Genomic DNA, 22,676 nt, shown 5'->3' with positions numbered 1-22,676 from the left:
CGTCCGAGGACGTTCACCGCCCACCATTCTTCGCGGTCTTGAGGACCGGCAAATCCTACCGCAATCCTAGACGCCGCCGCAGTCTTCGAGCGCTTTGTCGCGAAACATCCACACGTTTGCCGGTCGAAAGGCATGCAACGTACCCCCCTGAGTCGACGGCCTGGAGCCGCTCCACGTGGTCGAGATTCACCACAGCCCGGCGGTGGACGCGCTCGAATGGGCCCGGAGGAAGCTTCCCTTCCAGGTCTTGGAGCGTGTCGTCCGTCAGGATCGTCCGCGCCGCGGTGTGGACCGTGACGAGCGAGCCGTCGAACGTCGCGTGCGTGATGTCCGCAGGATTCAGCAGCGAAACGCCGTCTCGCGTGGGAACGGCGAGCTTGTTGAGTGGCCGGGCAGCTGCGACATCCTTGTCCGCGGTTGGCCCCCCGAGGCCATGAGCGCGCCGAAGTCCAGGAACTGCCGCGCTCGCCCGAGCGCCTTCCCCAACCGAGCCTCGTCGACCGGCTTGAGCAAGTAGTCGACCGCGCCGACATCGAAGGCCGACACGGCGTGCTCGGGGTGAGCTGTTAGGAAAATCACGTAGGGACGGTCTTCGGGCATCCGCATGACCGTTTCGATCCCGCTGATTCCCGGCATGTTGACGTCGAGCAGGGCGACATCGACGTCGTCGGTCCCAAGCTTGGCGAGCACCTCCTCGCCGCTTTCGCACTCGATCGTCGTCTCGATCCCGGTCAAATCGCCCAGGATTCGAAGAACCCGCTTTCGCGCCATGAGCTCGTCGTCACAGACGAGGACGCGAAGAGGCAGCGAGGACATCCCTCCCACGTTACAGAGGTTTTGTGGCGCCGTCCGCCACAACGATCGTGGAGGCGCGAGCGAGACTTTCCGGCACGAAAGGGCTGATCGGGACAACGACGAGCGCGCGGGTACGCTCCCCATCCGCCTCGATCGAGAACGAAGCATCATGCCCGTACGCCAGGCCGAGCCGCTTGCGGACGATGGGAAGGCCACTTCCTCCCGGGCGGTCCCCCATGAATTTGCCCGGGTTGCCGATCTCGATACGCACGAGCCCACGCACGACCTCGACGCGGACCACGACCTCGCCTCTGCGCCGCGCGAGGGGACCGTGCTTCATCGCATTCTCCGCCAAGGGCAAGAGCAGCATCGGCGGCACGAGTACGTGCGGAAGCGGTGACGGAACGTCGCGGACGACGGTGAAGAACGATGGGTCGCGCACGGCGTGGAGCTCGAACAATGCGAAGGCGAGCTCGAGCTCCTTTTCGAGGGCCCACGAAGTCTCGGTGATGCCCGTCATCATCGTGCGGAGCATCGACGAGAGCTGCACGATGGCCTTCTCGGCGACGGCGCCGTCCTCGCGGCACCACTCGGCGATGGCGTTGAGCGTGTTGAAGAGGAAGTGCGGATCGAGGTGGGTCTTCAGGGCCAGCAACTGGGCGTGCTCGGCCTCTCGCTCGAGCGCTTCACTCCGCGCTCGCTCGCGCCGCAGGTGTTCTTCGAGATCGATGTCGCGCGCGAGGCCCCACCCTCCGACCCAGAACAGAGCCACGCAGACGACCAGGCTCGGCCCGGACGTGAGGAACGTTCGACCGGCACCGATGAGCTTGGGCAAGAACTCGCCGATGCCGAGAACGAGCGCCGCTCCGACGAAGCCATAGACGAGAACGCGCGCAAGCGGGTTCGGACGCGCGGGACGCGGCGCCGCTTCGAGGCTTCGCTTGCGCGGGCCTCGCTCCATCGGAAAGAGCGCACGCCACAGCGAGGGCCCGACGAGCAGGAAGCTTCCACACAGCAAGAGCGCGAGCGGAACCGCGAACGCGTCGCGACTGTAGGCGTCTTGGATGATGGTCAGCGGCACGACGACGAGCGCAATGGGCAGCGCACGCCGTGGAGCGAGAAGCCCACGCACGGTCGAACGAACGACACCTTCCTCGGGGCCCGCCTGCGCACTGGAGTGGTTGCTCGACACCGTCACGCTTCGAGGAGAGAGAATAGCAAGACGCGCCGCGCTGGCGATCGGAGCGTTCAGCCCCGTTTGCCGGGCGCCTGCTTGGTCATCACCTGCTTGGTCATCGCCTCGAGAAGCGCCGCGGGATCGGGCCGGGGGCGACGCCGGGCGAACGCAACGTAGCGAATCGGGGGCAGCTCGCGCAACGTGAGGCCCACGAGTCCCGCCGGGAGACGAACCGAGCCGTTCACGATCGCAAGGCCGATGCCGAGCGACACCAGGTGCACGACGAGGTCCCAACCGGTGGCGAGCGCGCCCTCGCGAATCGTTACTCCCCGTGCCGCGAACGCGGCTTCGAGGGCGACGCGCTGCGGTCTTCCACGAGGCGGCAAGACGAGTCGCTCGCCTTCGAGATCGGCGAGTAGCGCATGGCGTTTCTTGGCGAGCGGATGCGAGGTCGGCACGACGAGAAGCTGCTTCACGTCGGTGATGGATCGAAGCTCGAGGCTTTCGTCCTGAAGCGACGGAAGGGGGGTTGCGTCGAGCGCCGCCACGCCGACGTGAGCCTCGCCACGCGCAACGAGCCCCACCGCCGTTGGTCCGTCGGCGGTCACGACGTCGAGCCGCCCGGAGAAGGCGCGCGTGAATGATCGCAACGCCGGCCCGAGGACGTGCAGCAACGCCCCGGCTCCTGCCGCAAGGACCACTCTGCGCTCGGCGCCCTCCCCTTTGAGCCGCGCGACGAATTCCGAAGCCCGCTCCTCCGTCTCTCGCGCGTAGGCGGCAAGCTCGGCACCTTCCTTGGTGAGCGAGAGCCCGCGCCCCACGCGTCGATACAGCGGCACGCCGAGCTCTTCGGACAGCTTGCGGATCTGGGCGTGAACGGCCGGCTGCGACAGGTGAAGTCGCGCGGCTGCGCGCGAGAGATTCGCATCTTCGGCGAAGACCGCGAACGCGTGGAGGCGGTCCGAATCGATCATCACCCAAAGTTATAGATCATAAAATTGTACGAATGGTTCTGGAACCGTGAGCGACGCATGCTCTCGGCATCATGAAGCCAACGAATCGCATTCCGCGCCTCGGCGTGGACATCGGCCGCGTCATCATCCATGGCGATGGCCCCGACACATCCTTCATCCAAGCGCGCGACGACGAAACGGCGATGCGCGCCCCCGCGGTCGACGGAGCCATCGACGCGCTCGCGCGCCTGACGCTTCGCTTCGACGGCGCCGTCTGGCTCGTCTCGAAGTGCGGCCCTCGCATCGAAGGCCTCTCGCGGCGCTGGCTTGCCCACCACGGGTTCTTCGAGAGGACCGGCATCTCGCCCGCCCAGCTTCGCTTCTGTCGCGAGCGCCGCGAGAAGGCAGGCATCTGCCTGAAGCTCGGTGTCACGATGTTCGTCGACGACCGGCTCGACGTGCTCTTGCCCATGGCAGGCGTCGTCGAGCACCGCTTCCTCTTCGGCGTCCACGCGTCGTCGGATCCGACCGTCACGCCGGTGCCCACGTGGCGAGCGACCGAAGCCGCCATCGAGGCCATCCTCGACGAGGTCGATCGCGGCGTTCCGCTGGCCCCTGCCGGGCACCACGCTCAGCGCGCGCGTCCGTAGACGTCGACGAACGACGGCGGAACGTGCTCGGTGAGCCAAACGCCGTTCTCGCTCAGGAAGAACGAAGAGCCGGCGGCATGCATGGCCCGAGCCCGCACCGAGAGAATCACGTGCGCGCCGCGCCGACGGGAAGCCACGATGCGCGCGGTCTGCACGTCGACCGACAGATGCACGTGCGTTCGTGCACCGCGGAGGATCCCCGCGCTCAGAATGCTCTCGAGAAAGCGCTCGACGGTGCCGTGGAAGAGAAGGTCGGGCGGCTCGGTCGGTGCGAGGCCGAGCTCGACGTCGACCGAATGGCCCTGACTCGCGCGGATGCGCGTGCCGTCGGCGGAGAACGCATAGCGCCTCTTTTCCATACCGACGACGATGGCCTCGAGCTCGTCGAGGTCGAGCGGCTCGCCGAGCGATGCGAGACCGCGGAGGACAGCATCGACGTCGGCCCAGCCCGCGCGGTCGAGCACCAGACGAAGGCGTGCCGGGTCGTGCCGCAGGCCGAGCCCAAGCAGCTTGCTGATTCGAACCGCGCGCGCTCGATCCAACGGCTCAGCGACGATGAATGCGCGCGCTCGTCATCTTGGTCGTGTCCACGGCGAGGGAGAAGACCAGCGTGAACATCTTCCGCAGCGTCGCATGATCTTCGGAGAGGACGGGCACCGTCGCCGCGAGCGTCTTGGCCGCCTTGTCGTGGACGACCTTCTTGGCCATATCGACGGCGAGGAGCCAGGTCGCATCGCGATGCCCGGCCCCTTCGTCGAGTCGCTCGATGATCTGGAGATACTCCTTCACGAACTCGTCGAGGCTGGCGAGGGTGATCACGGCGGACACCCGCACGTAGCCTTCGTCGTCGAGGCCTTCGACGAGCACGTGATCCTGGCGAAACGTCACGAGCAGATGCAAGCCACGCAGCCCTTCGGCGAAGACACTCTCGTGGAGCAGATCTTCGATGGCCGAACGCCACTCGGCGCGGCGCAGGTCGGTTGCTCGCTGCCAGGTCTCCTCGTCGAGGCGTAGATCGCGAATGCTCAAGGGGCCGACGCCCAGCTTATCCCATTCAGGACGCCATCACGGTCGCGAAAGCGGGGCGCGCGCAGGCCTTCGCCAGCCAGGCCGTGATGTTGGCGAAGCGTTCGACGTCGAAACCGAGACGCCGAATCCAGCCGATGGCGCCGGCGAGATGGACGTCGGCAAGGCCGAACTCGTCGCCGACCATCCATTTCCTCCCGGCGAGGTGATGATCGAGGATCCCGAGCAAGGCGAGAACGTCCTTCTCGTGCACGGCAGCCGCTTTTGGATTGCGAAGCTCCGCGGGGATCTGCTCGCTGGTGTTGTCCAAGTAGCGGCGCACCGCAGAGCCGAGCGAGACGTTCGCCCAGGCAAGCCACTGCAGAGCCTGGGCGCGGAGGAGGCCCGGAGCCGGAAACAGGTTCCGCTCGACACCGAACGTCTCTCCAAGGTGCGCCAGGATGGCGATCGACTCGAAGATCGGCACGCCGTCGTGAACGAGAAGCGGCACCTTGGCGTTGGGGTTGAGCGCGAGGAAGGCCGGTTTGTGAGTGTCCTTCTCGGCGAGGTTCAACTTCACCTTCTCGTAAGGCACGCCGAGCTCCTCCAGCGCCCAGTGACAGGTGACGGCGGAACACCAGGGTGCGTAGTAGAAAACGAGGCCCATCGTTCGACTCCTTGCGTGTCGTGGGAACTGCACGTCCTTTCCGAAGCAGCGACTCACGCTTGGAGGTCGGCGAGCGGCGAGGACGAAGAGCACCGTACTCGGCCGCGATGACAGCCTTTTGTCAGGATTGGCCGCTGCGGATCGGGGGGATCAGACGGCACGAAACCCGCAGCATTTCGCAACGGTTACGCGGGATGATTCAAGTGATCATGGAACGCGGAGGATCCGGCAGATCCCTCTTCGTTTACCCATGGCGCGGCAACGAAAATACACAATTCCAAATACTTGGAGTCTCTCGAGCGAGCGGTACGGCGCATGCATGAGCCTACACGCACCCACTCGCGGGGGAGAGAACCATGCGCCGATCCATCGTTGCGAGCTTGATTGCCCTGTCCGTCTCCGCCCTGGCCTTCGCGTGCGGAGCCCCCGCCGAAGAGGAGGCCGCGAGCGGCGAGGACGCCGTCGGCTCACGCAACCTCGCGGCGAGTGCCTTCGGCCTCGTTGACAAGGAGCTCGCCCTCACGCTCGACGACGGGCCGGGTCCGCGCACCATCGAGCTCGCCGAGTGGCTCGCACGCGAGAAGGTGCCCGCCACGTTCTTCATGGTCGGCAAGAATGCGAAGGCGAATCCCGCTGCCGTCCAGCGCATCGTCGACCTGTCGAACGCGAACAACGGGCTCTTCATCGTCGCCAACCACTCGATGAACCATCAGGCGAGGCCCCTGCCCTCGCTCGGCACCGACGTGATCATCGACGAGATCATGGATGCCGACGCGATCCTCAAAAGCGCGATCGCCGCGTCGCAGAGCAAGCTTCCGTCGGCGGTTTCCTTCTTCCGACCGCCGTACGGCGATCTCGTCCGCATCGGCCCTGCCAACATCGCCACGATCAACGCGGCAGGCGCCGACAAGTACCAGGGCCCGGTCTTCTGGGACATCGGCGGCGAGCTCAAGAACGGGTTCTCGGCCGACTGGGCGTGCTGGGGAAAGATCTCGCCGAACGCTTGCGCCGACGGCTACATCCGCGAAGCCCAAACACGCAAGCGCGGCCTCATCCTCACGCACGACGTGCATTCGCGCACCGTCGACATGCTGACGGGCGCGAACGGCAACCGGTCACTCATCAAGGATCTCCGGGCGCAGGGCTTCAAGTTCGTGTCGCTCCGCGCGCACGACGCAACCGCGCAGCGCTCGGTGCAGGAGGAAGAACGTCTCTCCTCGAGCACGTCGGCCACGATCACCGCCGACGTGAGCGTCCTCGGACGCAGCGTCGCCGTCGACATCCGCGCCGCCGGCGGTACGAAGCTCGCCGTCTCCTTCGACGGCCAAGCAGCCACCATCAGCCCGAACCTAAATCGCGTTGCGCTCGCGGACCTCGGCCCCGGTCAGCACTTCGTGACGGTCACCGTGCTCGACGCGAACGGCAGGGCGCAGAGGGAGGAGCGCTATCCGTTCATCGTGCCAGCCGACATCGACGACGGTAGCCCCGAGACGTTCGGTGACACCAACACGCCCTGCGTGAACTTCAACCTGATGAAGGCCGGTCAGCTCTTCCGCCTCTATCACTCGAAGGTCGCGTGCAACACGGCCGGCGCCAACAAGCCCCCGTTCGTCGACGACTGTTACAAGTACAAGGGAACGCTGACAGCGTCGCGCAATCCGCAGCTCGTCGGCCCCGGCGAGTGGAGCCTCGAGTTCAATCTCGCTTACAAGACGGATCCCAACGACAAGAGCAAGGTCAACGTCGTGATGGCCGCCTCGAGCGGCGAGATCGAAGGCGGCACTCGCTCGTTCCCGAACACGGCCCGCACGAGCGTGCCGATCACGATGAACGGCATGCGTTGTGAGAAGGGTGAATGGCGAGGCCAGTTCCACTACGCGAACGGCTCGACGGAAGATCTGCTCTTCCGCATGGACCGCGACCCGCTCACCGGCCAACCGATCGACCACGAGTGACCAGCCCCAGCCTGCGGCTTCACGGCGTTCCTCCGGTTCGTGACGGAGGAGCGCCGCACGGTTCGAGCTCGAACCTGCTACCCGCCGTGAGCGAAACGCTTCAGCGGCGGAACCAAGGGCACTTCGCGACGAGCTCTTTGCTGCGCGAGCGATCGCAACGCACGCCCACGACGACCCCCGAGGCTTCGAGGTCCGTGCAGGTCTGGACGATCTCGTAGTTGGCTTCGTCCGTCGGGTCGAACCTCATCGGGCAACCACCGAGGCGCACCAGCTCGCTTCGATACGAGTTGCTCTCCGAGTTGTACTTGGCGACCACTTCGGCCTCGAGGTGCTCGCCCTCTTTGATGTTCGGATTGCACTGACCGAACCCCTTGTCGGCGCGGACGTACTTCCGAGCGTCACCAGGGCAGTCGACGAACTTCAGCTCGAGGTCCGTGATCGAGCCGCCCTTGGCCGCTTGGCCATAGTGCTGAACCTCACCGACCTCGACGGTCGTCGTGTAGTGCCGTTGTGGTTTGCTGCAGCCCGACACCACGCCGACGAAAGCCGCGACGCCAAGGCCCCAAGCCAGGCCGCCGCGCGCGAGCGACACGACGGACACGATGCTCGAACGTTGCGGCGGTCGGCTCGCCATGGCGGAGCGACGATAGCGAACTCGCCCCGGGCGCCCGACGACTTGCGACGGAGCTGGCCTCGTTGCCGACCAACCGTTGCCTCCTGCAGCCGAAACAACCTCGACCGTACGCGCGCTCTTACACAGTGCGCTCACACGGTGAACGGATACGTCTCCGGCATCTCGCCGCTCTGCCAGTTCGACGTGCGCTCGAGCGGCTCGACAGCGCGCGTGTGATCGATGTGGAACACGAAGTCGAACTGCTCCCCGAGGCGCGTGTCGAAGTAGTGGCTCCGACGTTCGGACTCGGGCCGGTACACGACGCCGATCGCGCGCGCCAACCGCTGCGCGCGAAGCAACGTGCTCACGTTTTCGTCGTCGCACGCGAGCATGAACGACGGAATGCCAACCTCGTGGAAGAGCGCCTCCCAGCTCAGAGGAAGCGCAGGGCGAACGGTGCGTCGCTCGGCCGGTGCATCCCAATCGCGCGCAGCGGTCACGGTGCCGTCGTAGGTCGAGAACCCCACGATCACGACGTCCGTACCGTGACGCTCGCGCACGAGCTGTCCCACGTTCCATTCACCCGCCTTGCGCATCTCGGTCGCCCGCGCGTCGCCGAGATGCGAGTTGTGCGCCCAGACGACCATCTTGGCGCGCTCGTGGCCACGCGAGAGTCGATCGCTCACGTCTTCCAGCGTGCCGGTCATGTGCTTGTCGCGCAGGTTCCAGGTCTTCACGTCACCGCGGAACATGTTGCGGTAGTACTCTTCGGCGTTCTTCACGACGCGCGCGTTCTGCTCGGCCGAGAAGATGTTCTCGCTGGTCTCCGGCCCTTCGTTGGCCATGCGCCGGAAGAAGCTCGAGTGCATCTCGACGAGCTGCTCGGCCGCCTGATGCTCGCACGAGTTCTCGAGCGTGAGCCCCGTGGAGAGCGCGTACTGCTCGGTATCGGTGCCGAATTGATCGAAGCACCCGTAGCGCTTCCGAGCACGCGCCGCGCCGTCGGGATCGACCTTGTCGAGGAACGCGATGACGGCCTGCATCGACGCGTAGAGACTGTAGAGATCGAGGCCGTAGAAACCTGCGCGATCGTAGGCGGGGCGCGTATCGTTCCAGGCGCGTAGCCAGCCGACGAAATCGAGGACGTCCGCGTTGCGCCACATCCACGTCGGGAAGCGACGAAAACCTTCGAGTGCGTCGACCGAGTCGGGATCGTCGCCGAGGCCGGTCACGAAGCGGTGGACGCGGAAGCTGTCGGGCCAGTCGGCCTCGACGGCGACGCCGCGGAAGCCGTGATCGGCGATGAGCCGCTTCGTGATGGCCGCACGGATTCGATAGAACTCGTGCGTGCCATGGCTCGCCTCGCCGAGAAGGACGAAGCGAGCCCCATGGATCCGTTCGAGGAGCGGATCGAGGTCGGCCGACGTCCCCGCGAGCGGAACGGCAGCGATACGGAGGGACGCGAGCTCGGATGCTACGGCCATGGCCACCTCTCGAGGCAAAATCGCCCGAGAATGGGTAGCAATTCACGTGCCCCCCAGGTCGCGATCAGGCGGCTAGCACCTCGTCCTCACGCGCCCCTCACGTGGCCCTCACGTGGCCCTCACGTGGGAGGTGCGAGCGCGAGAGCCACGCCGCGTTCGGTCGCGAACGACGTCGCCCTCGTCGGGACGCGCAAGACGAGAGTGCCCGTTCGTTCGTCGAAGAACGCGTACGCCTCACGTGTCTTTTCGTCGAGCTCGATCTTGAGTGCGGTCCACATCAGGCACGTCCGCCCGGTGGCTTCGGGAGCATAGGCACGCGCCTCGTCGATTCCGCGCGCGACGGTCTCGAGCGCAGTCGAGACGAGGTCGTGGAGGTTGGTCGTATCCTTGAGGATGACCTGATCGATGTCGTAGGTGATGTCGTGCCCCACGCGCGACGCGATCGCGCTCGAGGCCATGACGAGGCGTGCGTCCTCCGGAGTCACGACCATGAACGGCTGAGCCGGCGCGCTCTCCCCCGTGACCGTCGCGGAGAAGCCATAGGGCAACGGCACCGACACCGAGTTACCGGAGCTCGAGCCGCTCGTTGCGCAGCCGGAACCTGCAAGCAGAACCAGAGACGTCCACGTGAGACGGAGGAAGGCGCGATTGTTCACTTCTTACCTGAGAGTCCTTCAATGATGGCGCGATCGCCCTGGAGAGCCGTGCGCTGCATGTAGAGCGCCATGCCGCGTCGCCCGCCGAGCTCCTCGCCGCCGCCTGCACGACCGGGGCCGCCGTGAAGCAACTGCGGGAGGGCCATGCCCGGCGGAAGCGCCTGGCCGGCGATCTTCGACGAGCCGATCGTGAGTCGGCCGTGATGCGGGGCCACCGCGACGATCATGGTGCGGATGAAATCCTTGTCGTCCGAGTACACGCTCGAGACGAGGCCACCTCCGCCTGCCGCGACGAGCGAAGCCGCACTCGCTGCGCTCTCGTACGGCATGACCGTGGCCACCGGTCCGAAGACTTCGTGCTCGTGCACCGCGTCGCCCGCCTTCGGGTTCTCCCCGTGGAGAAGTACAGGCGTCGTGAAGTAGCCCTTGCCCGCGGGAACACCAATCGGGTTCACGTCGGTCGCCCCGCCAAAGACGATCTTCGCGCACGACTCGAGCTTCTTCACGCCCTCGCGCAGGTCGCGAATCTGCGAGGCAGTCGCGACGGGGCCCATGGTGACGTCGTCGCGCGTGGGGTCGCCCACTTTGATGGCCGACAGACGCTCGCGCAGCAGCTCGATCACCGCGCCCACCTTGTCCTTCGGGACGTAGATGCGTCGCGTGGCGGTGCACTTCTGGCCGGTCTTCTGCGTCATCTCGCGGACGACGTCGCCCACGAAGAGGTTCATGACGTCCGAGCCTTCCTCCACGTCGGCGCCGAGGACCGCGGAGTTGAGGCTGTCGGCCTCGACGTTGATCTTGGTGCCGCGGAGAAGGACGCTCTTGCCCTCGCGGAGCTTCGCCGCCGTGATGCTCGAGCCCGTGAAGGCGATGACGTCCTGCCCGCCCAGACGATCGAGCATGTCGCCCGCACCGCCGCACACGAGCGAGAGGACGCCTTCGGGCATCAGCTTTTCCGCGACGAGGATCTCGACGATGCGATGCGTGACGAGCGCCGTGCTGGTGGCAGGCTTGGAGATGACCGGCATGCCCGCGAGAAGCGCCGTGGCAGCCTTTTCGGCGAGCCCCCACGCGGGGAAGTTGAAGGCATTGACGTGAACGGCAACGCCCTCGCGCGGTAGGGAGACGTGCTGGCCGAAGAGGCGCGCACTCCGACCGAGCTGAATGCCGTCGCCGTCGACAAGGACGTGCGTGTCGCCGAGCTCCTGCGCGAGGTCGGCATACGCGGCGAGCGTTCCGATCGCGCCGTCGACGTCGAACTTCGCATCGCCGCGCGTGTTGCCTCCGTTCGCCTGAGCAAGGTTCAAGAGCTCATCGCGCTTGGCGTGAATCGCCCGCGACATTGCGCGGAGCATCTCGCCGCGCTGCGTGAAGGTCATGGCGCGAAGCGCAGGCCCGCCCTTGTCACGCGCGAACGCGATGGCAGCGCCGAAATCGAGCCCCTCGGTGGACGTGACGGCGAGGACTTCCTCCGTTGCCGGATTGACCAGCTCGGCAGCCTTCCCCTTGCCCTTGATCCACGTGCCCGAGACGTAGCTGCCTAGCTCGATCATGACGGGAGTCTCCTGCGCAATGCGGGCCAGATATCACTGCCCGCCCGATTTACCAAACGCGGTTCGTGCAGGGCATACGGTCCTGAAGACCGGCGAGCCCGACGGTGAAATCCTTTGCGGCGCATCGTCACGCCTTCAGCTGCCCGACGAGCTCGGCGACCACGTCGTCCGGATTGCGCGCGGACGTGTCGACGACGGTGTCGGCCTGACGATAGAGGGGCTCACGCGACGTGAGGAGTGCCTTGAGCTCGTTCATCGCACGCGGGCGATCGCGCATGGGGCGTGCGTCGCCCTGGGTGACGACGCGGGACCAGTGTTCGTCCGGCGTGGCCTTCAACCAAACCGTGTGCGCGCGACTGCGGAGAAGCCCCCACGTCTCGGGATCGGTCACGAGCGAGCCTCCCGTGGCGAGCACCGCAGGCTCTTCGCGCGCGAGAAAGCGGCGAAGAACTTCGCGTTCGACGCTCCGATAATAGCTCTCGCCGTGGATCTCGAAGAGGGTGGAAAGTGTCATCTGGGCTTCGCGGACGATGAGCTCGTCGAGCTCCACGAATGGAACTCCGAGAATCGAAGCAACAGCGCTCCCAACCGAACTCTTCCCGGCCCCTCGCAGGCCGACGAACGCCAGCACGGGAGGACACGACGATGCCGCCTTGGGACGCGACGCGCTCGCCAGGAGCTCCGCGCCGTTCGTGCCGAGCGCCTCGCCCACGTCTTCGAGGCGCGCGACGGAGATGTTTCCTTCGCCCGCTTCGAGCTGCGCGAGAAACCGTTCGCTGACACCGGCGCCCTTCGCGAGCGCACGGATGGTGAGACCGAGCTCCATGCGGCGCGTCCGAACGACGCCCCCCAAATCACGCAGCAAACGGGCGCGCGAATCGGAGCTCTTCTTTGATGCACTATATTGCATATCAGATCAGTTAGTAGGAACTATACTACTTGCTCGGCCCCCTGTCCTGGCCTAAAACTTCGGGACGCCATGGCCGAAACGACAACCGCGCACGAGCCCATCCGCTTCGAAACGCACCCCGAGCGCTACGTCCATTGGCGGCTCGAGTTCCCTTCGGAGCACGCGGGGAAGGTCGCGCGCATCGTGATGGACATCCAAGAGGAGCGCGGGCTCCGTCCTGGCTACCCGCTGAAGCTGAATTCGTACGACCTCGGCGTCGACATCGAGCTCGCTGACGCGCTCCAGCGCATTCGCTTCGAGCACCCCGAGGTGCAGGCCGTCGTCGTGACGAGCGGCAAAGACCGCATCTTCTGCTCCGGCGCGAACATCTACATGCTCGGCAGCTCCACGCACGGCTTCAAGGTGAACTTCTGCAAGTTCACGAACGAGACCCGCCTCTACCTCGAACAGATGAGCGCGGAGAGCGGCATCCCGAGCCTGTGCGCGGTCAACGGCACCGCCTCGGGCGGCGGCTATGAGCTCGCGATCGCGTGCGACGACATCGTCCTCGCCGACGACGGCTCGAGCGCGGTGAGCTTTCCCGAAGCGCCGCTCCTCGCCGTTCTTCCCGGTACGGGCGGCCTCACGCGCCTCGTCGACAAGCGCAAGATCCGTCGCGACCTCGCCGACGCCTTCTCGACCATCGCCGAAGGCGTCCGTGGCAAGCGCGCCGTCGAATGGGGCCTCGTCGACGCCGCGCCGCCCAAGGCGAAGTTCGAAGAGGTGGTGAAGAAGCACGTCGAGGGTCTCTTGGCTCGCTCGGCGCGCAAGTCCTTCCCGCCGGTCACGCTTGGGCCCCTGGAAGCCAAGCGCTCGGACAAGGGTGCGGAATACAAATACGTGTCGCTCGCCCTAGATGCCAAGGCACGCACCGCCACGCTGACGGTCCGCGGCCCGAGCGGCAAGGAGCCCACCACGCCCGACGAGCTCGCCAAGGCGGGCGCCAGCGCGTGGGCCATCCAGGCCTTCCGCGAGCTCGACGACGCGCTGCTCGATCTGCGCTTCAACCAGCCCACGATCGGCGTCGTCGCCATCAAGACGTCGGGCAACGCGGAAGACGTGCTCGCCGTCGACGCGATGCTCGCCAAGCACAAGGACGACGGCCTCGTTCGCGAAGTGCTGCTCCAGATGAAGCGCGTTCTCAAGCGTCTCGATCTCACGGCCAAGAGCTTCTTCGCGCTCGTCGAGCCGAGCTCCTGCTTCGTGGGCAGCCTCCTCGAGCTCGGGCTCGCCGCCGACCGCATCTACATGAAGGAAGACGACGACGGCGAGACCTTCCTCCAGAGCTCGCCGCTCAACGCCGGCTTCTTCCCGATGGCCAATGGCCTCTCGCGGCTGCAAACGCGCTTCCTCAAGGAGCCGGAGCGCGTCTCGCGTGTCCTCGAGACCGCCGAGAAGATGAACACGCAAGACGCGAACAAGGCTGGCCTCGTGACCTTCGCGCCCGACGACATCGACTGGGACGACGAGATCCGCATCGCCTTCGAAGAGCGTGCGGCCATGTCACCCGACGCCATGACCGGCATGGAAGCCTCGCTTCGCTTCGCCGGACCCGAGACGCTCGAGACGAAGATCTTCGGGCGCCTCTCGGCATGGCAGAACTGGATCTTCCAGCGCCCCAACGCCGTCGGCGAGAAGGGCGCTCTCACGTTGTACGGCAAGCCCGAGCGCCCCGAATTCAAGTGGGCAAGGACTTGAGGAAAGGCATCGAGCCAATGTCGAACGTCGTCAACGACACGAAGATTCCGAACAACGTCGACCTCTCGAGCGACAAGCGCCTGCAGCGCGCGCTCGAGGCGTGGCAGCCGAACTTCCTCTCCTGGTGGAACGACATGGGGCCGTTCGGCTTCCAGCAGGACGACGTCTTCCTCCGCACGGCCATCAGTGTCACGAGCGAAGGTTGGGCGAACTTCGACTACGTGAAGATGCCCGACTACCGCTGGGGCATCTTCCTCGCCGACCCCGTGAAGGACCGCACCATCGGCTTCGGCGATCAGATGGGCGAGCCCGTCTGGCAGCAGGTTCCGGGCGAGCATCGCAACGCCCTCCGTCGCATCATCGTCACCCAGGGCGACACGGAGCCGGCGAGCGTCGAGCAGCAGCGCATGCTCGGGCACTCCTGCCCTTCCGTGTATGATCTCCGCAATCTCTTCCAGGTAAACGTGGAGGAAGGCCGTCACCTCTGGGCGATGGTCTACTTGCTCCACACCTATTTCGGACGCGACGGTCGCGAGGAGGCCGAGGCCTTGCTCGAGCGCCGCTCGGGCGATCCGGACAAGCCCCGCATCCTCGGCGCGTTCAACGAGCCCTGCACCGACTGGCTCAGCTTCTTCATGTTCACGTTCTTCACCGATCGTGACGGCAAGTTCCAGCTGCTCGCCCTCGCGGAGAGCGCCTTCGATCCGCTCTCGCGCACCACGCGCTTCATGCTGACCGAAGAGGCGCACCACATGTTCGTCGGCGAGACGGGCGTGCTCCGCATCGTCGAGCGCACGGCGCAGCAGATGGCCGAGCACAAGATCGAGCACCCCGATCAGGTCCGCAAGCTCGGACTCATCGACCTGCCGACCATGCAGAAGTACCTGAACCTCTGGTACACGCTGAGCCTCGACCTCTTCGGCGGCGAGATCAGCTCGAACGCCGCGAGCTATTTCGCGACGGGCCTCAAGGGCCGCGCGAAAGAAGATCAGTTCGAAGACCACAAGGCGCTCGATACCTCCTACGCGATGCAGGTCGTCAAAGAGGGCCGCCTCGTCAACGAGGACGTTCCGCTCCGCAATGCGATGAATGAAGTCCTGCGCGACGCGTACGTCGAAGACTGCCAGCGCGGTGTCGACAAGTGGAACCGTGCCATCGCCGCCCACGGCATCGACTTCAAGCTCACGCTGCCGAACCGCCGCTTCCACCGCCACATCGGCATCTACTCGGGCCTCCACGCCGACCCCGAGGGCAACCTGATCTCGAAGGATCAGTTCGAGGCCAAGAGGGACGCGTGGCTTCCCTCCGAGGCCGACAAGTCCTACGTGAAGAGCCTGATGCAGAAGCCGATCTACGACCCCAAGCAGATGGCAAACTGGATCTCCGCGCCCAAGCAGGGCATCAAGGGGCGTCCGGTCGACTTCGAATACGTCCGTCACGAGGCCTGAGTCATGAGCAGAGACGCCACGTCCCCCGTCCTTTTGTTCGACGGCACGTGCAATCTCTGCAACGGCTCGGTCCAGTTCATTCTCGATCACGAGCGCGGTCCCGAACTGCGCTTCGCGCCTCTCCAGTCCGACGTCGCTCGCTCTCTTCTACGGGACGCCGTGGGGGAAGCGCGGACGCGTGAGCTCGCCGCCCCGGATCGCGATCCGGGATCGATGATTCTGCTCGAGCGCGGGCACGCCTATCTTCAATCGACGGGCGCGCTTCGCACCGCTCGCTATCTACGAGCGCCGTGGCGCTTTGGCACGCTCATGCTGCTCGTCCCGAGGCCACTGCGCGATCTCGTCTATCGGTGGATCGCCAAGAACCGTTACCGGTGGTTCGGCAAGAGCGAGAGCTGTCGCGTACCGACGCCGGAGCTCCGCGCCCGCTTCCTCGCCTGACCTCGGATTTCCCGGGAAACGAGGCTCTCGTCGAATTCTCGCAACCTGGCACGTGCCCGGCCGAACGGGGAGCCATGCGAATCCGACGCGCACTTGCTCTTCTGTCGTTCCTCGGTCTGGCTGCCTGCGAAAGCGGGGGAACCCACGCGACGTTAAATGGTTCGAACGGGTCGGGGAGCGCAGCTTCCGAGAGCGCTCACCTGAAATACATCATCACGACCGATGCGTCGTACACCGAGCTGTCGCGTTTCGGGGACAACGTGATTGCAAACGCGCGGACTGCGGACGGCAACCTCATCGCTGTGGTCGACCAGAACGGCAATGACATCGAGACGCGCCCGGTCGACAACCTTCACGCGCTCACCGCGGATCCAGTCGCGGGCACGGTGGCGTTCGTCAGTGGCCACGGCATCAACTTTCTCGAGTCCGTCTCAGGCACGGGATGGTCGGTCCCGCTGCCGGACTCAGTGGCCTTGTCCGCCATTGCAGTGCACGACGGTGACGTGGTCATCGCCGCCAGTGCGGACACGCCCACGACCATCGGCTGCACGTCGAACGCGCGCGGCCTCGTCCTCGCGCGCTATCGTGACGGGCGTTGTGTCGGCATTTGGGCCCCGTTCGGTCTTGCGCAGAGCGTCGACCCAAAACACACCGACGTTTTCATCCGACGGATGAAGTTCGGCCCCGACGGCTCGCTCGCACTCGCGGGAGTGTTCGGGCCGAGCATGAAGGTCGGAGATCAAGCCTTCAACAGCGCCGGCGGCGACGACATGTTCGTCACCGTTCTCGAGCCTGGCGGCATGCCCCGCTTCACGCGCGTTGCAGGCAACTCGTCCGGCGAAACCATCTCCTCGCTCTCGTGGAATCCCGAGGGAACGAAGCTGTACCTCAGCGGGCAGTCGACGAGTGATTTGGACTTCGGTGATGGCGAGCGCCGCAACGGAACGGGCAGCGCCTTCCTGTCCAGCTTCGACGCGACCACCGGTGCGCATCTGTGGAGCGTCTCGCCCTCGACTGTCAGCGACAGCGCCATCCTCGTGGGCGGAGTCGACGAAGGCCGCGTGATGATCAGCATGTCGCATTGCTACAGCCATAACGATGGCACCGTCGTCCTGCCGTCCGATGCGAGCAACGGCTACGCCACATGCATCGGCGCATTCGACGCGAACAGCGGCGATCGACTCTACATGATGCAGCTGGGTCCGGAGCTCTCGAACACCGAAACGCTCGCTGGCCCAGATGGCTTCTGGCTCTCGACGAGCTTCAAGGGACGCCCCGACTTCGGCAACGGCAAGGTCTCCGGCGGACACGACGTCTTCGCGCGCTACGTGTTTCGCTGAGCGCTCGAGGAAGGTCGCGTCTTGCGCCAACCCGAGGAGCAGCTTGCGCCACGTTGGCGCGAGCGGCCGCTCGGAGCGCCAAACTCGCCACGAATTCGGCCCATTCGAGGCCGGCATGCGCCGTGCTGAGGGCGCGCCATGAAGGTCGCTCTTTCGTCGTTCGTGGCTCTCGCGCTCGGTCTCTTCGTCGCTCCGGCCTTTGCCGATGGGTCGAGCAGCACGTGTTTTCCGGCGTGTCGCTCGGGATTCGTCTGCACGCCGGACGGTCGTTGCGTCAGCGAATGCAATCCGCCATGCGCCGACGGGGAGATCTGCGAGGCTCACGAATGCCGAGCACGTAATCGCAGCAGCTCACGCAGCGGCGCCGCTCCCACGGAGATACGTTCGTCGTCGCGAAGCGCGCTGAGCACCGGTCAAGACGCCGCGACGGACGCCGACGATGGCAGCGAGCCAGCCAAGGCGGTCGACGGCGCGTTCGGAATGCACACCGGCCCCGTGGTCTTCATCGCCAACGCGAGTACACCGGGGCTCGCGTTCGACTTCCGCTACAAGACGCGAGGCGACCACGCGTTCGTTGCCGGCGCGCGTGCCGCCGTCGGATTTGCAGATGGCCCGGACTTCTTCGCCATCGGCCCCGACCTCGGATATCGGGGCAACTTCGCGCACGGCAACGATCTCCAGGCCGGCCTTCTCGTTCTCGCACAACCTCAGATCTGGGCAGGTGGTTCGGCCGCCATGCTCTACATGGGTGCGGCCGTGGGCGGCTTCGTCCAATACGGTCATTTCGAAATCCAGCTACCCATCGGCCTCGGCTTCGGAACGCTGCTCAAGGAGCCGTTCAAGGGTGCCAGCCGAGATCTCGGCGCAGTTGCCACGATCGGCCTGCTCGGAGGCGTGGTGTTCTGAACTCACGGAGCCAGCACGGCGCGTACGAGCGAGAACTCGGGTGATGCCGTCGCGTCCGTGAGAACGTCGAACGACCGAAGCGCGCCGAGCTCCGAACGTAGCGACGAAAGGCGCCCCGTTTCGGTCACGGCGTAGAGAACGTGCGCATCGTGCCGTTTGCGTTCTTCGAGATACTTCCGAAAAGGCGCGCCGCTCTGGATGAAGATGGCCAGGTCATTGCCAGAATAGAAGTTCTCGCCCTTCCAATTCAATTGGTAGGCCACGAGCTCGGCTCGATTGGAATCGTCCGCACGAGCGCGGTAATACGCATCGAAGACAGCCCGTTGCCCGCCGAGTGGGCCGGTACGCAGCCAGTAGACGTCGAGCACGAACATTGCGAAGGCAGCCGAGAGCACCGCACAGCCGATCAATGCTCTGCGCCGGAACCGACGCACAGCTACGCCGACCATCGCGAGCGAAAGCGCCCCGACGAAACAGCCCATCACGGTTGCCGTCCACGCTTCGGACGGCCATGCGCGGGAATAGCGATACGTCATCAGCTTGGCGAAGTGATTCGGAACGGAGACGACGTCGAAGCCCACGAGTACGGTGGTCGCGGCGACGAGAACCAGTATGACGAGCGTGCGCGCGGCGTCGTGTCGGGTCGTCGTCGTGCGCGCTTCCTCCCAGAGCTCGTCGAGCCAAAGGCCTACGAGAGCAGCACAGGGAGGCAAGGCCACCAGGACATAGTGATGAAACTTGGTCTTCATCATCGAGACCAGCGTGAACGCAACCAAGAAGGCGCCGGCCATCATCGCCTTCGCCGTTGCCTTGCGTCCGAATCGCGTACCGGTGGACAGAGAAAAGAGCGCGGCAAGCGCGAATCCAAACCAGGGAAGCGTGGCATACCCCAACTGCTTCACGAAATAGGTGATCCCCACGTCGTCGCCGCCATTCGTGTCGTGCAAATGATCGAGCGTGCGCCCAAGCATGTTGCGCATGACGAGCTCGTCGATAAACGACCGCCCGTGCCGAGCGTACGCCGCGACATACCAAGGCCCGACGAGCGAGAGCGTGACGAGCGCACCGGTAGCGAGTTCCATCCACGACAACGGACGCAGTGATCGGCGAATGGCCAGCAGCATCGCCGCTGCCGACACTGGAATCACGAGCCCCGCAGGTCCCTTCGACATCGTGGCCAATGCCGCAAAGAGCCACGCGACGATCACCCACTGATTCCTCGCTCGGCGGGTGTCGGCGATGCGGAGGGTCGTGTAGGCCATCACGGGCAACCAGAATGCGGCCTGCGCGAGCGGAGCGAGCCGCGGATGGGCGAGGGCAATCTCACGGCAGGTCGGCTGGCCCGGAAGCGTGCACGCGTGGGGCGAGCCAGCGAGAAGGCGATCGCGCCCCCAAACCAGCGCCCCCGAGCCGACGTGAACGTGGGCTCCGAGAAGCACGAGGAGCTGGGGCACCACGAGCGCCGCATAGAGCGCTGCCACAAGATGACCGCCGTGCAAAACGAAGTCTCGTCCCATCACACGAATGATGAAGCCTCGCGATTCGCGCGAATCGGAGATCGCCGAGGCCCCGACGAGCATTCCCACCGATCCCGCAACGCCCGCGACGAGCGGCATGTCGGTGATCGCTTGATGCGCGAGAATCGCGAACCCGGGCATGGTGAGCAGAACCACTGCCGAGAGCACGCCCGCCCGTTTGCCTGCGGCTCGAGACACTCCGCGATAGAGTGCGTACACACCCGCGACCGCACACAGGAACGACGGCAATCGAACCGCCCATTCGGGTCTCGCCAGCGCCCCCGCGGCCCCACGAGCATCTCGCTCGGCCCGGTGTGCACGCCGAGCAGCGCCATCGACGCCGCCTCGAGCCAGAAGATCAGAATCGGCTTGGTCATGAACCAACCTTCGTTGGCCCACCAAGGGGATATGAAGTCACGACGCTCGAGCATCTCTCGCGCCACTTCGGCGTAATGGGTCTCCCACGGATCGACGAGGCCGAACGTTCCCAGGCAAGGAAGGTAGAGGCACGTTGCGAGAGCGCAGATCCAGAACCCCGGGCGACGATAGAAGGCTATTGGCTCGCGGGAGATCGACGCGACCGCCGCTAGAGTGCCGAAAAACGAGAGCGTCACGAGGAGCGACGCAGCCCAGTTCGGAACGACCGCGGCCACGGCCAAACGAAGCGCGGCGACGAATGCAGCAGCCGCGAGAACGACCACCGCGATCGGCCGAGGCCGCACCACCAACGCTTGCTCCGAGGAATTCCCCACCATCATCGCACCTCGATTCGCCCGATCGGAACACGGTGATGACCGTCGTTCTCGCCCGCCGTAATGGGCATTCGGCGGTCGTCGTGGCACGGCAGAACACCCATTCCCCAATAGACCGTGTGCCCATCGCCCGACGCGGTACTCGGCACTTTCAGCTCGAAGTCGTCGACGATCACGTCGCCGTCACGCCAGAGATCGATGGGATAGGCGAACTCCGTATGTTCGAGTGCAACCCGTGACGGCGTGCGCTCCACGTGGAGGAACGTGCAATGCCCCGCCAGAGCACGCGCCGCGCCGGTCGAGGCTTCGGCCGAATGCACGCGCAGAATCAGTCGAACATGCACGTTCTGCCCCGCCCGTGCGTGGTCGATCTCACGCCCGTGCGCGTCCTCGAGGCGCCAACCGACGAGATCGATGCGATCGCCCAACGTCGCGCCGACACCATGCGCGAACCGCGGGACGTCCGATAAAACGACTTGGTCGAGTGGATTGCGACTCGGCCCGTTCGTCGTGGCGCTCGAGGCAAGAAGCGTCGTGTCGTCGGCGCCCGCGGCAATGGGAACGTTGATGCCGCGGAGCGCGCGGAAGGCTGCATTCAAACGCGGCAACTGCGAAGCCCCCACCGCGAGCCAACGACGTTCGGCGACCATGGCATCGGGATAGGGCGCCGAATCGGCCACCTCCGGCGCCTCGGTCAGCCACGCCGCAGCGCGTTCCGCGCTCTCGAAGCGTGTGGTCGCGTCCGCAATTCGCGAGGGGATGACGCGCGAGTCGACGTCCAGCAATCCGAGGCTCTCGTCGGCGTGGCGAGCGTTCATCCACGCCTCGACGGCCGCGCCCGGGGAGAGCCGCGTGAGAATGTTCGGATACGCGACGAAGCGCTCGAGGCAGCCGACCATGGCGCCCGCAAACAGCACGGCGACACCTCGACCGAACGGCAGCCAAGGGCGTGGCGCGGAGAGAAGTCCGACCACGACGACCCCGAACACGGCGATTGCCAATCCCAGCGAACGCGCGGGTTCGACGAGGTGCGTTCCCTCGTTCGTGACGCCGTGGAGGTCGAGCCCGACCAAGACGCGTCGCGGAAGATCGTTCACGTCGTGGGTGACGAGAAGGGCGATGGCGACGACGACGAGACACGCAACGGCCGAGGGACGCCGAATGCCGTCGAGATCGGCAAGCACGACTCCGATGGTGCCTGCGAGCGCGGAGACGCCGAGGAGCGACGAAGGACCTGAGCGCGAGGCGAGCGCCGATTGAACGAGAAGCGTGAGTCCGGCTGCCAGCATCACCGCAAGGTGACCTCGAGACCGAGGCCGTGAGGCGAAGGCCAGCGGCAAGAGCGGCGTCCACGGCACGAGCGAATACGAAATCAGCGGGACGAGGGAATCGAACGGGGCGGCGTGAGCGTTGTCGCTCGCCGTAGGCCCGAGAAGAAGGCGCGTGAGCGGGAGGGCCCCGACGTGAATGAACCCCGCCGCAGCGGGAACGAAGGCCGTCAGCCGTGAGGTCCATGACGCCGTACCGTCGAGCAGCAACGCCGCGGCCACGACGGCAACGGCCGGCACGAGCGCGATCGGCACGAGCCCCCGCGCAGGACTGGCGACGATGGATGCCGCGCTCGCCGCGAGAACAGCTCCGATTCTGGCCAACCGAGGCAGCGTGTCGTCGAGCACGGCGAGCCCAATGCCCGCGAGCACGATGGCGAACGCTGCGAGCGAAGCCATTTCGTGGCTCGCGAGCCGCCCCGATAGAAACCATGCAGGCATCGAGGCGAGGACGACGGCAGAATAGATGCCGGGGCGGCGCCCGACCGTCCGTCCCACGAACAAGCCGGTCGCGAGCAGTCCGACGATCGCCCACGCCGCTGCGGGCAGACGCCCGAGCACCGCGCTGTCGCCGAGGTCGGATTCGAACGGCGTGGCAAGGCATGGCGTTCGAAGCTCGAGGAGCAGGGCCTGCACGAGCACGAGACCGAAAAACGCCCACTTACCCCACGCCAGCGCCAGCGACGGGGGCCCTTCGCCCACGGGCCTTGGCTCCCCGATTCGAGTGGTCATGCCCCTTGTGGCACGCCAGACTGGCGAAGTCGGCTCACGAATCTTTTTTGAGCCGGT

21 protein-coding genes are annotated in these 22,676 nt (G+C 65.7%); 7 read left to right on the top strand and 14 right to left on the bottom strand.

Going from position 1 to position 22,676, the window contains the following annotated elements; translation table 11 throughout:
* Positions 1-55 precede the first annotated feature (55 nt).
* The 4 genes from AKJ09_RS56260 to AKJ09_RS25785 are packed head-to-tail and all read right to left on the bottom strand — an operon-like array spanning position 56 to position 2,946.
* The gene (locus tag AKJ09_RS56260) at positions 56-328 is read right to left on the bottom strand and encodes a LytTR family DNA-binding domain-containing protein (protein ID WP_240488966.1); all 273 of its coding nucleotides are present in this window, start codon (positions 326-328) and stop codon (positions 56-58) included.
* A gap of 11 nt (positions 329-339) precedes the next feature.
* Positions 340-816, bottom strand: a complete 477-nt coding sequence (locus tag AKJ09_RS55010; protein WP_240488589.1) for a LytR/AlgR family response regulator transcription factor — start codon at positions 814-816, stop codon at positions 340-342.
* Between the two features lie 10 nt (positions 817-826).
* The gene (locus AKJ09_RS25790) at positions 827-1,987 is read right to left on the bottom strand and encodes a sensor histidine kinase (RefSeq protein ID WP_146650186.1); all 1,161 of its coding nucleotides are present in this window, start codon (positions 1,985-1,987) and stop codon (positions 827-829) included.
* Between the two features lie 56 nt (positions 1,988-2,043).
* Positions 2,044-2,946: a LysR family transcriptional regulator gene (locus AKJ09_RS25785; RefSeq protein WP_146650185.1), complete on the bottom strand. Its 903-nt coding sequence runs from the start codon at positions 2,944-2,946 to the stop codon at positions 2,044-2,046.
* A 71-nt stretch (positions 2,947-3,017) separates the two neighbouring features.
* On the opposite strand from AKJ09_RS25785, the gene AKJ09_RS25780 reads away from it, so the two are divergent.
* Complete coding sequence (locus tag AKJ09_RS25780) at positions 3,018-3,575, top strand: trehalose-phosphatase (protein ID WP_146650183.1); 558 nt, start codon at positions 3,018-3,020, stop codon at positions 3,573-3,575.
* On the opposite strand, the gene AKJ09_RS25775 is transcribed toward AKJ09_RS25780, so the two are convergent.
* The 3 genes from AKJ09_RS25775 to AKJ09_RS25765 are packed head-to-tail and all read right to left on the bottom strand — an operon-like array spanning position 3,557 to position 5,247.
* Complete coding sequence (locus AKJ09_RS25775) at positions 3,557-4,117, bottom strand: RNA 2'-phosphotransferase (RefSeq protein WP_146650181.1); 561 nt, start codon at positions 4,115-4,117, stop codon at positions 3,557-3,559. The two genes, AKJ09_RS25780 and AKJ09_RS25775, sit on opposite strands and share 19 nt — an antisense overlap.
* A gap of 4 nt (positions 4,118-4,121) precedes the next feature.
* Positions 4,122-4,604: a UPF0262 family protein gene (locus tag AKJ09_RS25770; protein ID WP_169927860.1), complete on the bottom strand. Its 483-nt coding sequence runs from the start codon at positions 4,602-4,604 to the stop codon at positions 4,122-4,124.
* A 25-nt stretch (positions 4,605-4,629) separates the two neighbouring features.
* Complete coding sequence (locus tag AKJ09_RS25765) at positions 4,630-5,247, bottom strand: glutathione S-transferase family protein (RefSeq protein ID WP_146650177.1); 618 nt, start codon at positions 5,245-5,247, stop codon at positions 4,630-4,632.
* 356 nt (positions 5,248-5,603) lie between these two features.
* Here AKJ09_RS25765 and AKJ09_RS25760 point away from each other — a divergent pair, with 356 nt between their 5' ends.
* Complete coding sequence (locus tag AKJ09_RS25760; RefSeq protein ID WP_146650175.1) at positions 5,604-7,202, top strand: polysaccharide deacetylase family protein; 1,599 nt, start codon at positions 5,604-5,606, stop codon at positions 7,200-7,202.
* Between the two features lie 100 nt (positions 7,203-7,302).
* Here the strand turns inward: AKJ09_RS25760 and AKJ09_RS25755 are convergent, their stop codons facing one another.
* The 5 genes from AKJ09_RS25755 to AKJ09_RS25735 form a co-directional block, all read right to left on the bottom strand.
* Complete coding sequence (locus AKJ09_RS25755; RefSeq protein ID WP_146650173.1) at positions 7,303-7,836, bottom strand: hypothetical protein; 534 nt, start codon at positions 7,834-7,836, stop codon at positions 7,303-7,305.
* Positions 7,837-7,967: 131 nt separating this feature from the next.
* Complete coding sequence (locus tag AKJ09_RS25750; protein WP_146650171.1) at positions 7,968-9,299, bottom strand: erythromycin esterase family protein; 1,332 nt, start codon at positions 9,297-9,299, stop codon at positions 7,968-7,970.
* A 119-nt stretch (positions 9,300-9,418) separates the two neighbouring features.
* Positions 9,419-9,955 carry a hypothetical protein gene (locus tag AKJ09_RS25745; protein ID WP_146650165.1) on the bottom strand — a complete coding sequence of 179 codons (537 nt, stop codon included), beginning with the start codon at positions 9,953-9,955 and terminating at the stop codon, positions 9,419-9,421.
* Positions 9,952-11,508 carry a 3,4-dehydroadipyl-CoA semialdehyde dehydrogenase gene (locus AKJ09_RS25740; protein ID WP_146650159.1) on the bottom strand — a complete coding sequence of 519 codons (1,557 nt, stop codon included), beginning with the start codon at positions 11,506-11,508 and terminating at the stop codon, positions 9,952-9,954. The genes AKJ09_RS25745 and AKJ09_RS25740 overlap by 4 nt, the downstream gene beginning before the upstream one ends.
* A 127-nt stretch (positions 11,509-11,635) precedes the next feature.
* Positions 11,636-12,418, bottom strand: a complete 783-nt coding sequence (locus tag AKJ09_RS25735) for a shikimate kinase (RefSeq protein WP_146650152.1) — start codon at positions 12,416-12,418, stop codon at positions 11,636-11,638.
* Between the two features lie 69 nt (positions 12,419-12,487).
* Here AKJ09_RS25735 and boxC point away from each other — a divergent pair, with 69 nt between their 5' ends.
* The 5 genes from boxC (at position 12,488) to AKJ09_RS25710 (ending at position 18,290) form a co-directional block, all read left to right on the top strand.
* Positions 12,488-14,155: a 2,3-epoxybenzoyl-CoA dihydrolase gene (gene boxC, locus AKJ09_RS25730; protein WP_146650145.1), complete on the top strand. Its 1,668-nt coding sequence runs from the start codon at positions 12,488-12,490 to the stop codon at positions 14,153-14,155.
* A 17-nt stretch (positions 14,156-14,172) separates the two neighbouring features.
* A complete protein-coding gene (gene boxB / locus AKJ09_RS25725; RefSeq protein WP_146650138.1) occupies positions 14,173-15,603 on the top strand; it encodes a benzoyl-CoA 2,3-epoxidase subunit BoxB in 1,431 nt (476 codons plus the stop codon).
* A gap of 3 nt (positions 15,604-15,606) precedes the next feature.
* Positions 15,607-16,044: a thiol-disulfide oxidoreductase DCC family protein gene (locus AKJ09_RS25720; protein WP_146650136.1), complete on the top strand. Its 438-nt coding sequence runs from the start codon at positions 15,607-15,609 to the stop codon at positions 16,042-16,044.
* Positions 16,045-16,118: 74 nt separating this feature from the next.
* Positions 16,119-17,384: a hypothetical protein gene (locus tag AKJ09_RS25715; RefSeq protein ID WP_146650134.1), complete on the top strand. Its 1,266-nt coding sequence runs from the start codon at positions 16,119-16,121 to the stop codon at positions 17,382-17,384.
* Between the two features lie 138 nt (positions 17,385-17,522).
* The gene (locus tag AKJ09_RS25710; RefSeq protein WP_146650132.1) at positions 17,523-18,290 is read left to right on the top strand and encodes a hypothetical protein; all 768 of its coding nucleotides are present in this window, start codon (positions 17,523-17,525) and stop codon (positions 18,288-18,290) included.
* 2 nt (positions 18,291-18,292) lie between these two features.
* Here AKJ09_RS25710 and AKJ09_RS25705 read toward each other — a convergent pair whose 3' ends face one another.
* Together AKJ09_RS25705 and AKJ09_RS25700 are read right to left on the bottom strand one after the other, a co-directional pair.
* Positions 18,293-20,206 carry an ArnT family glycosyltransferase gene (locus tag AKJ09_RS25705; RefSeq protein ID WP_275936646.1) on the bottom strand — a complete coding sequence of 638 codons (1,914 nt, stop codon included), beginning with the start codon at positions 20,204-20,206 and terminating at the stop codon, positions 18,293-18,295.
* 355 nt (positions 20,207-20,561) lie between these two features.
* A complete protein-coding gene (locus tag AKJ09_RS25700) occupies positions 20,562-22,619 on the bottom strand; it encodes a hypothetical protein (RefSeq protein WP_146650128.1) in 2,058 nt (685 codons plus the stop codon).
* Between the last annotated feature and the right edge of the window lie 57 nt (positions 22,620-22,676).

It is taken from the genome of Labilithrix luteola (genome assembly GCF_001263205.1).
Taxonomy (GTDB): domain Bacteria; phylum Myxococcota_A; class Polyangia; order Polyangiales; family Polyangiaceae; genus Labilithrix; species Labilithrix luteola.
Note: the sequence above shows the minus strand (reverse complement) of the source record. Positions and strands in the feature narration are given on the sequence as shown.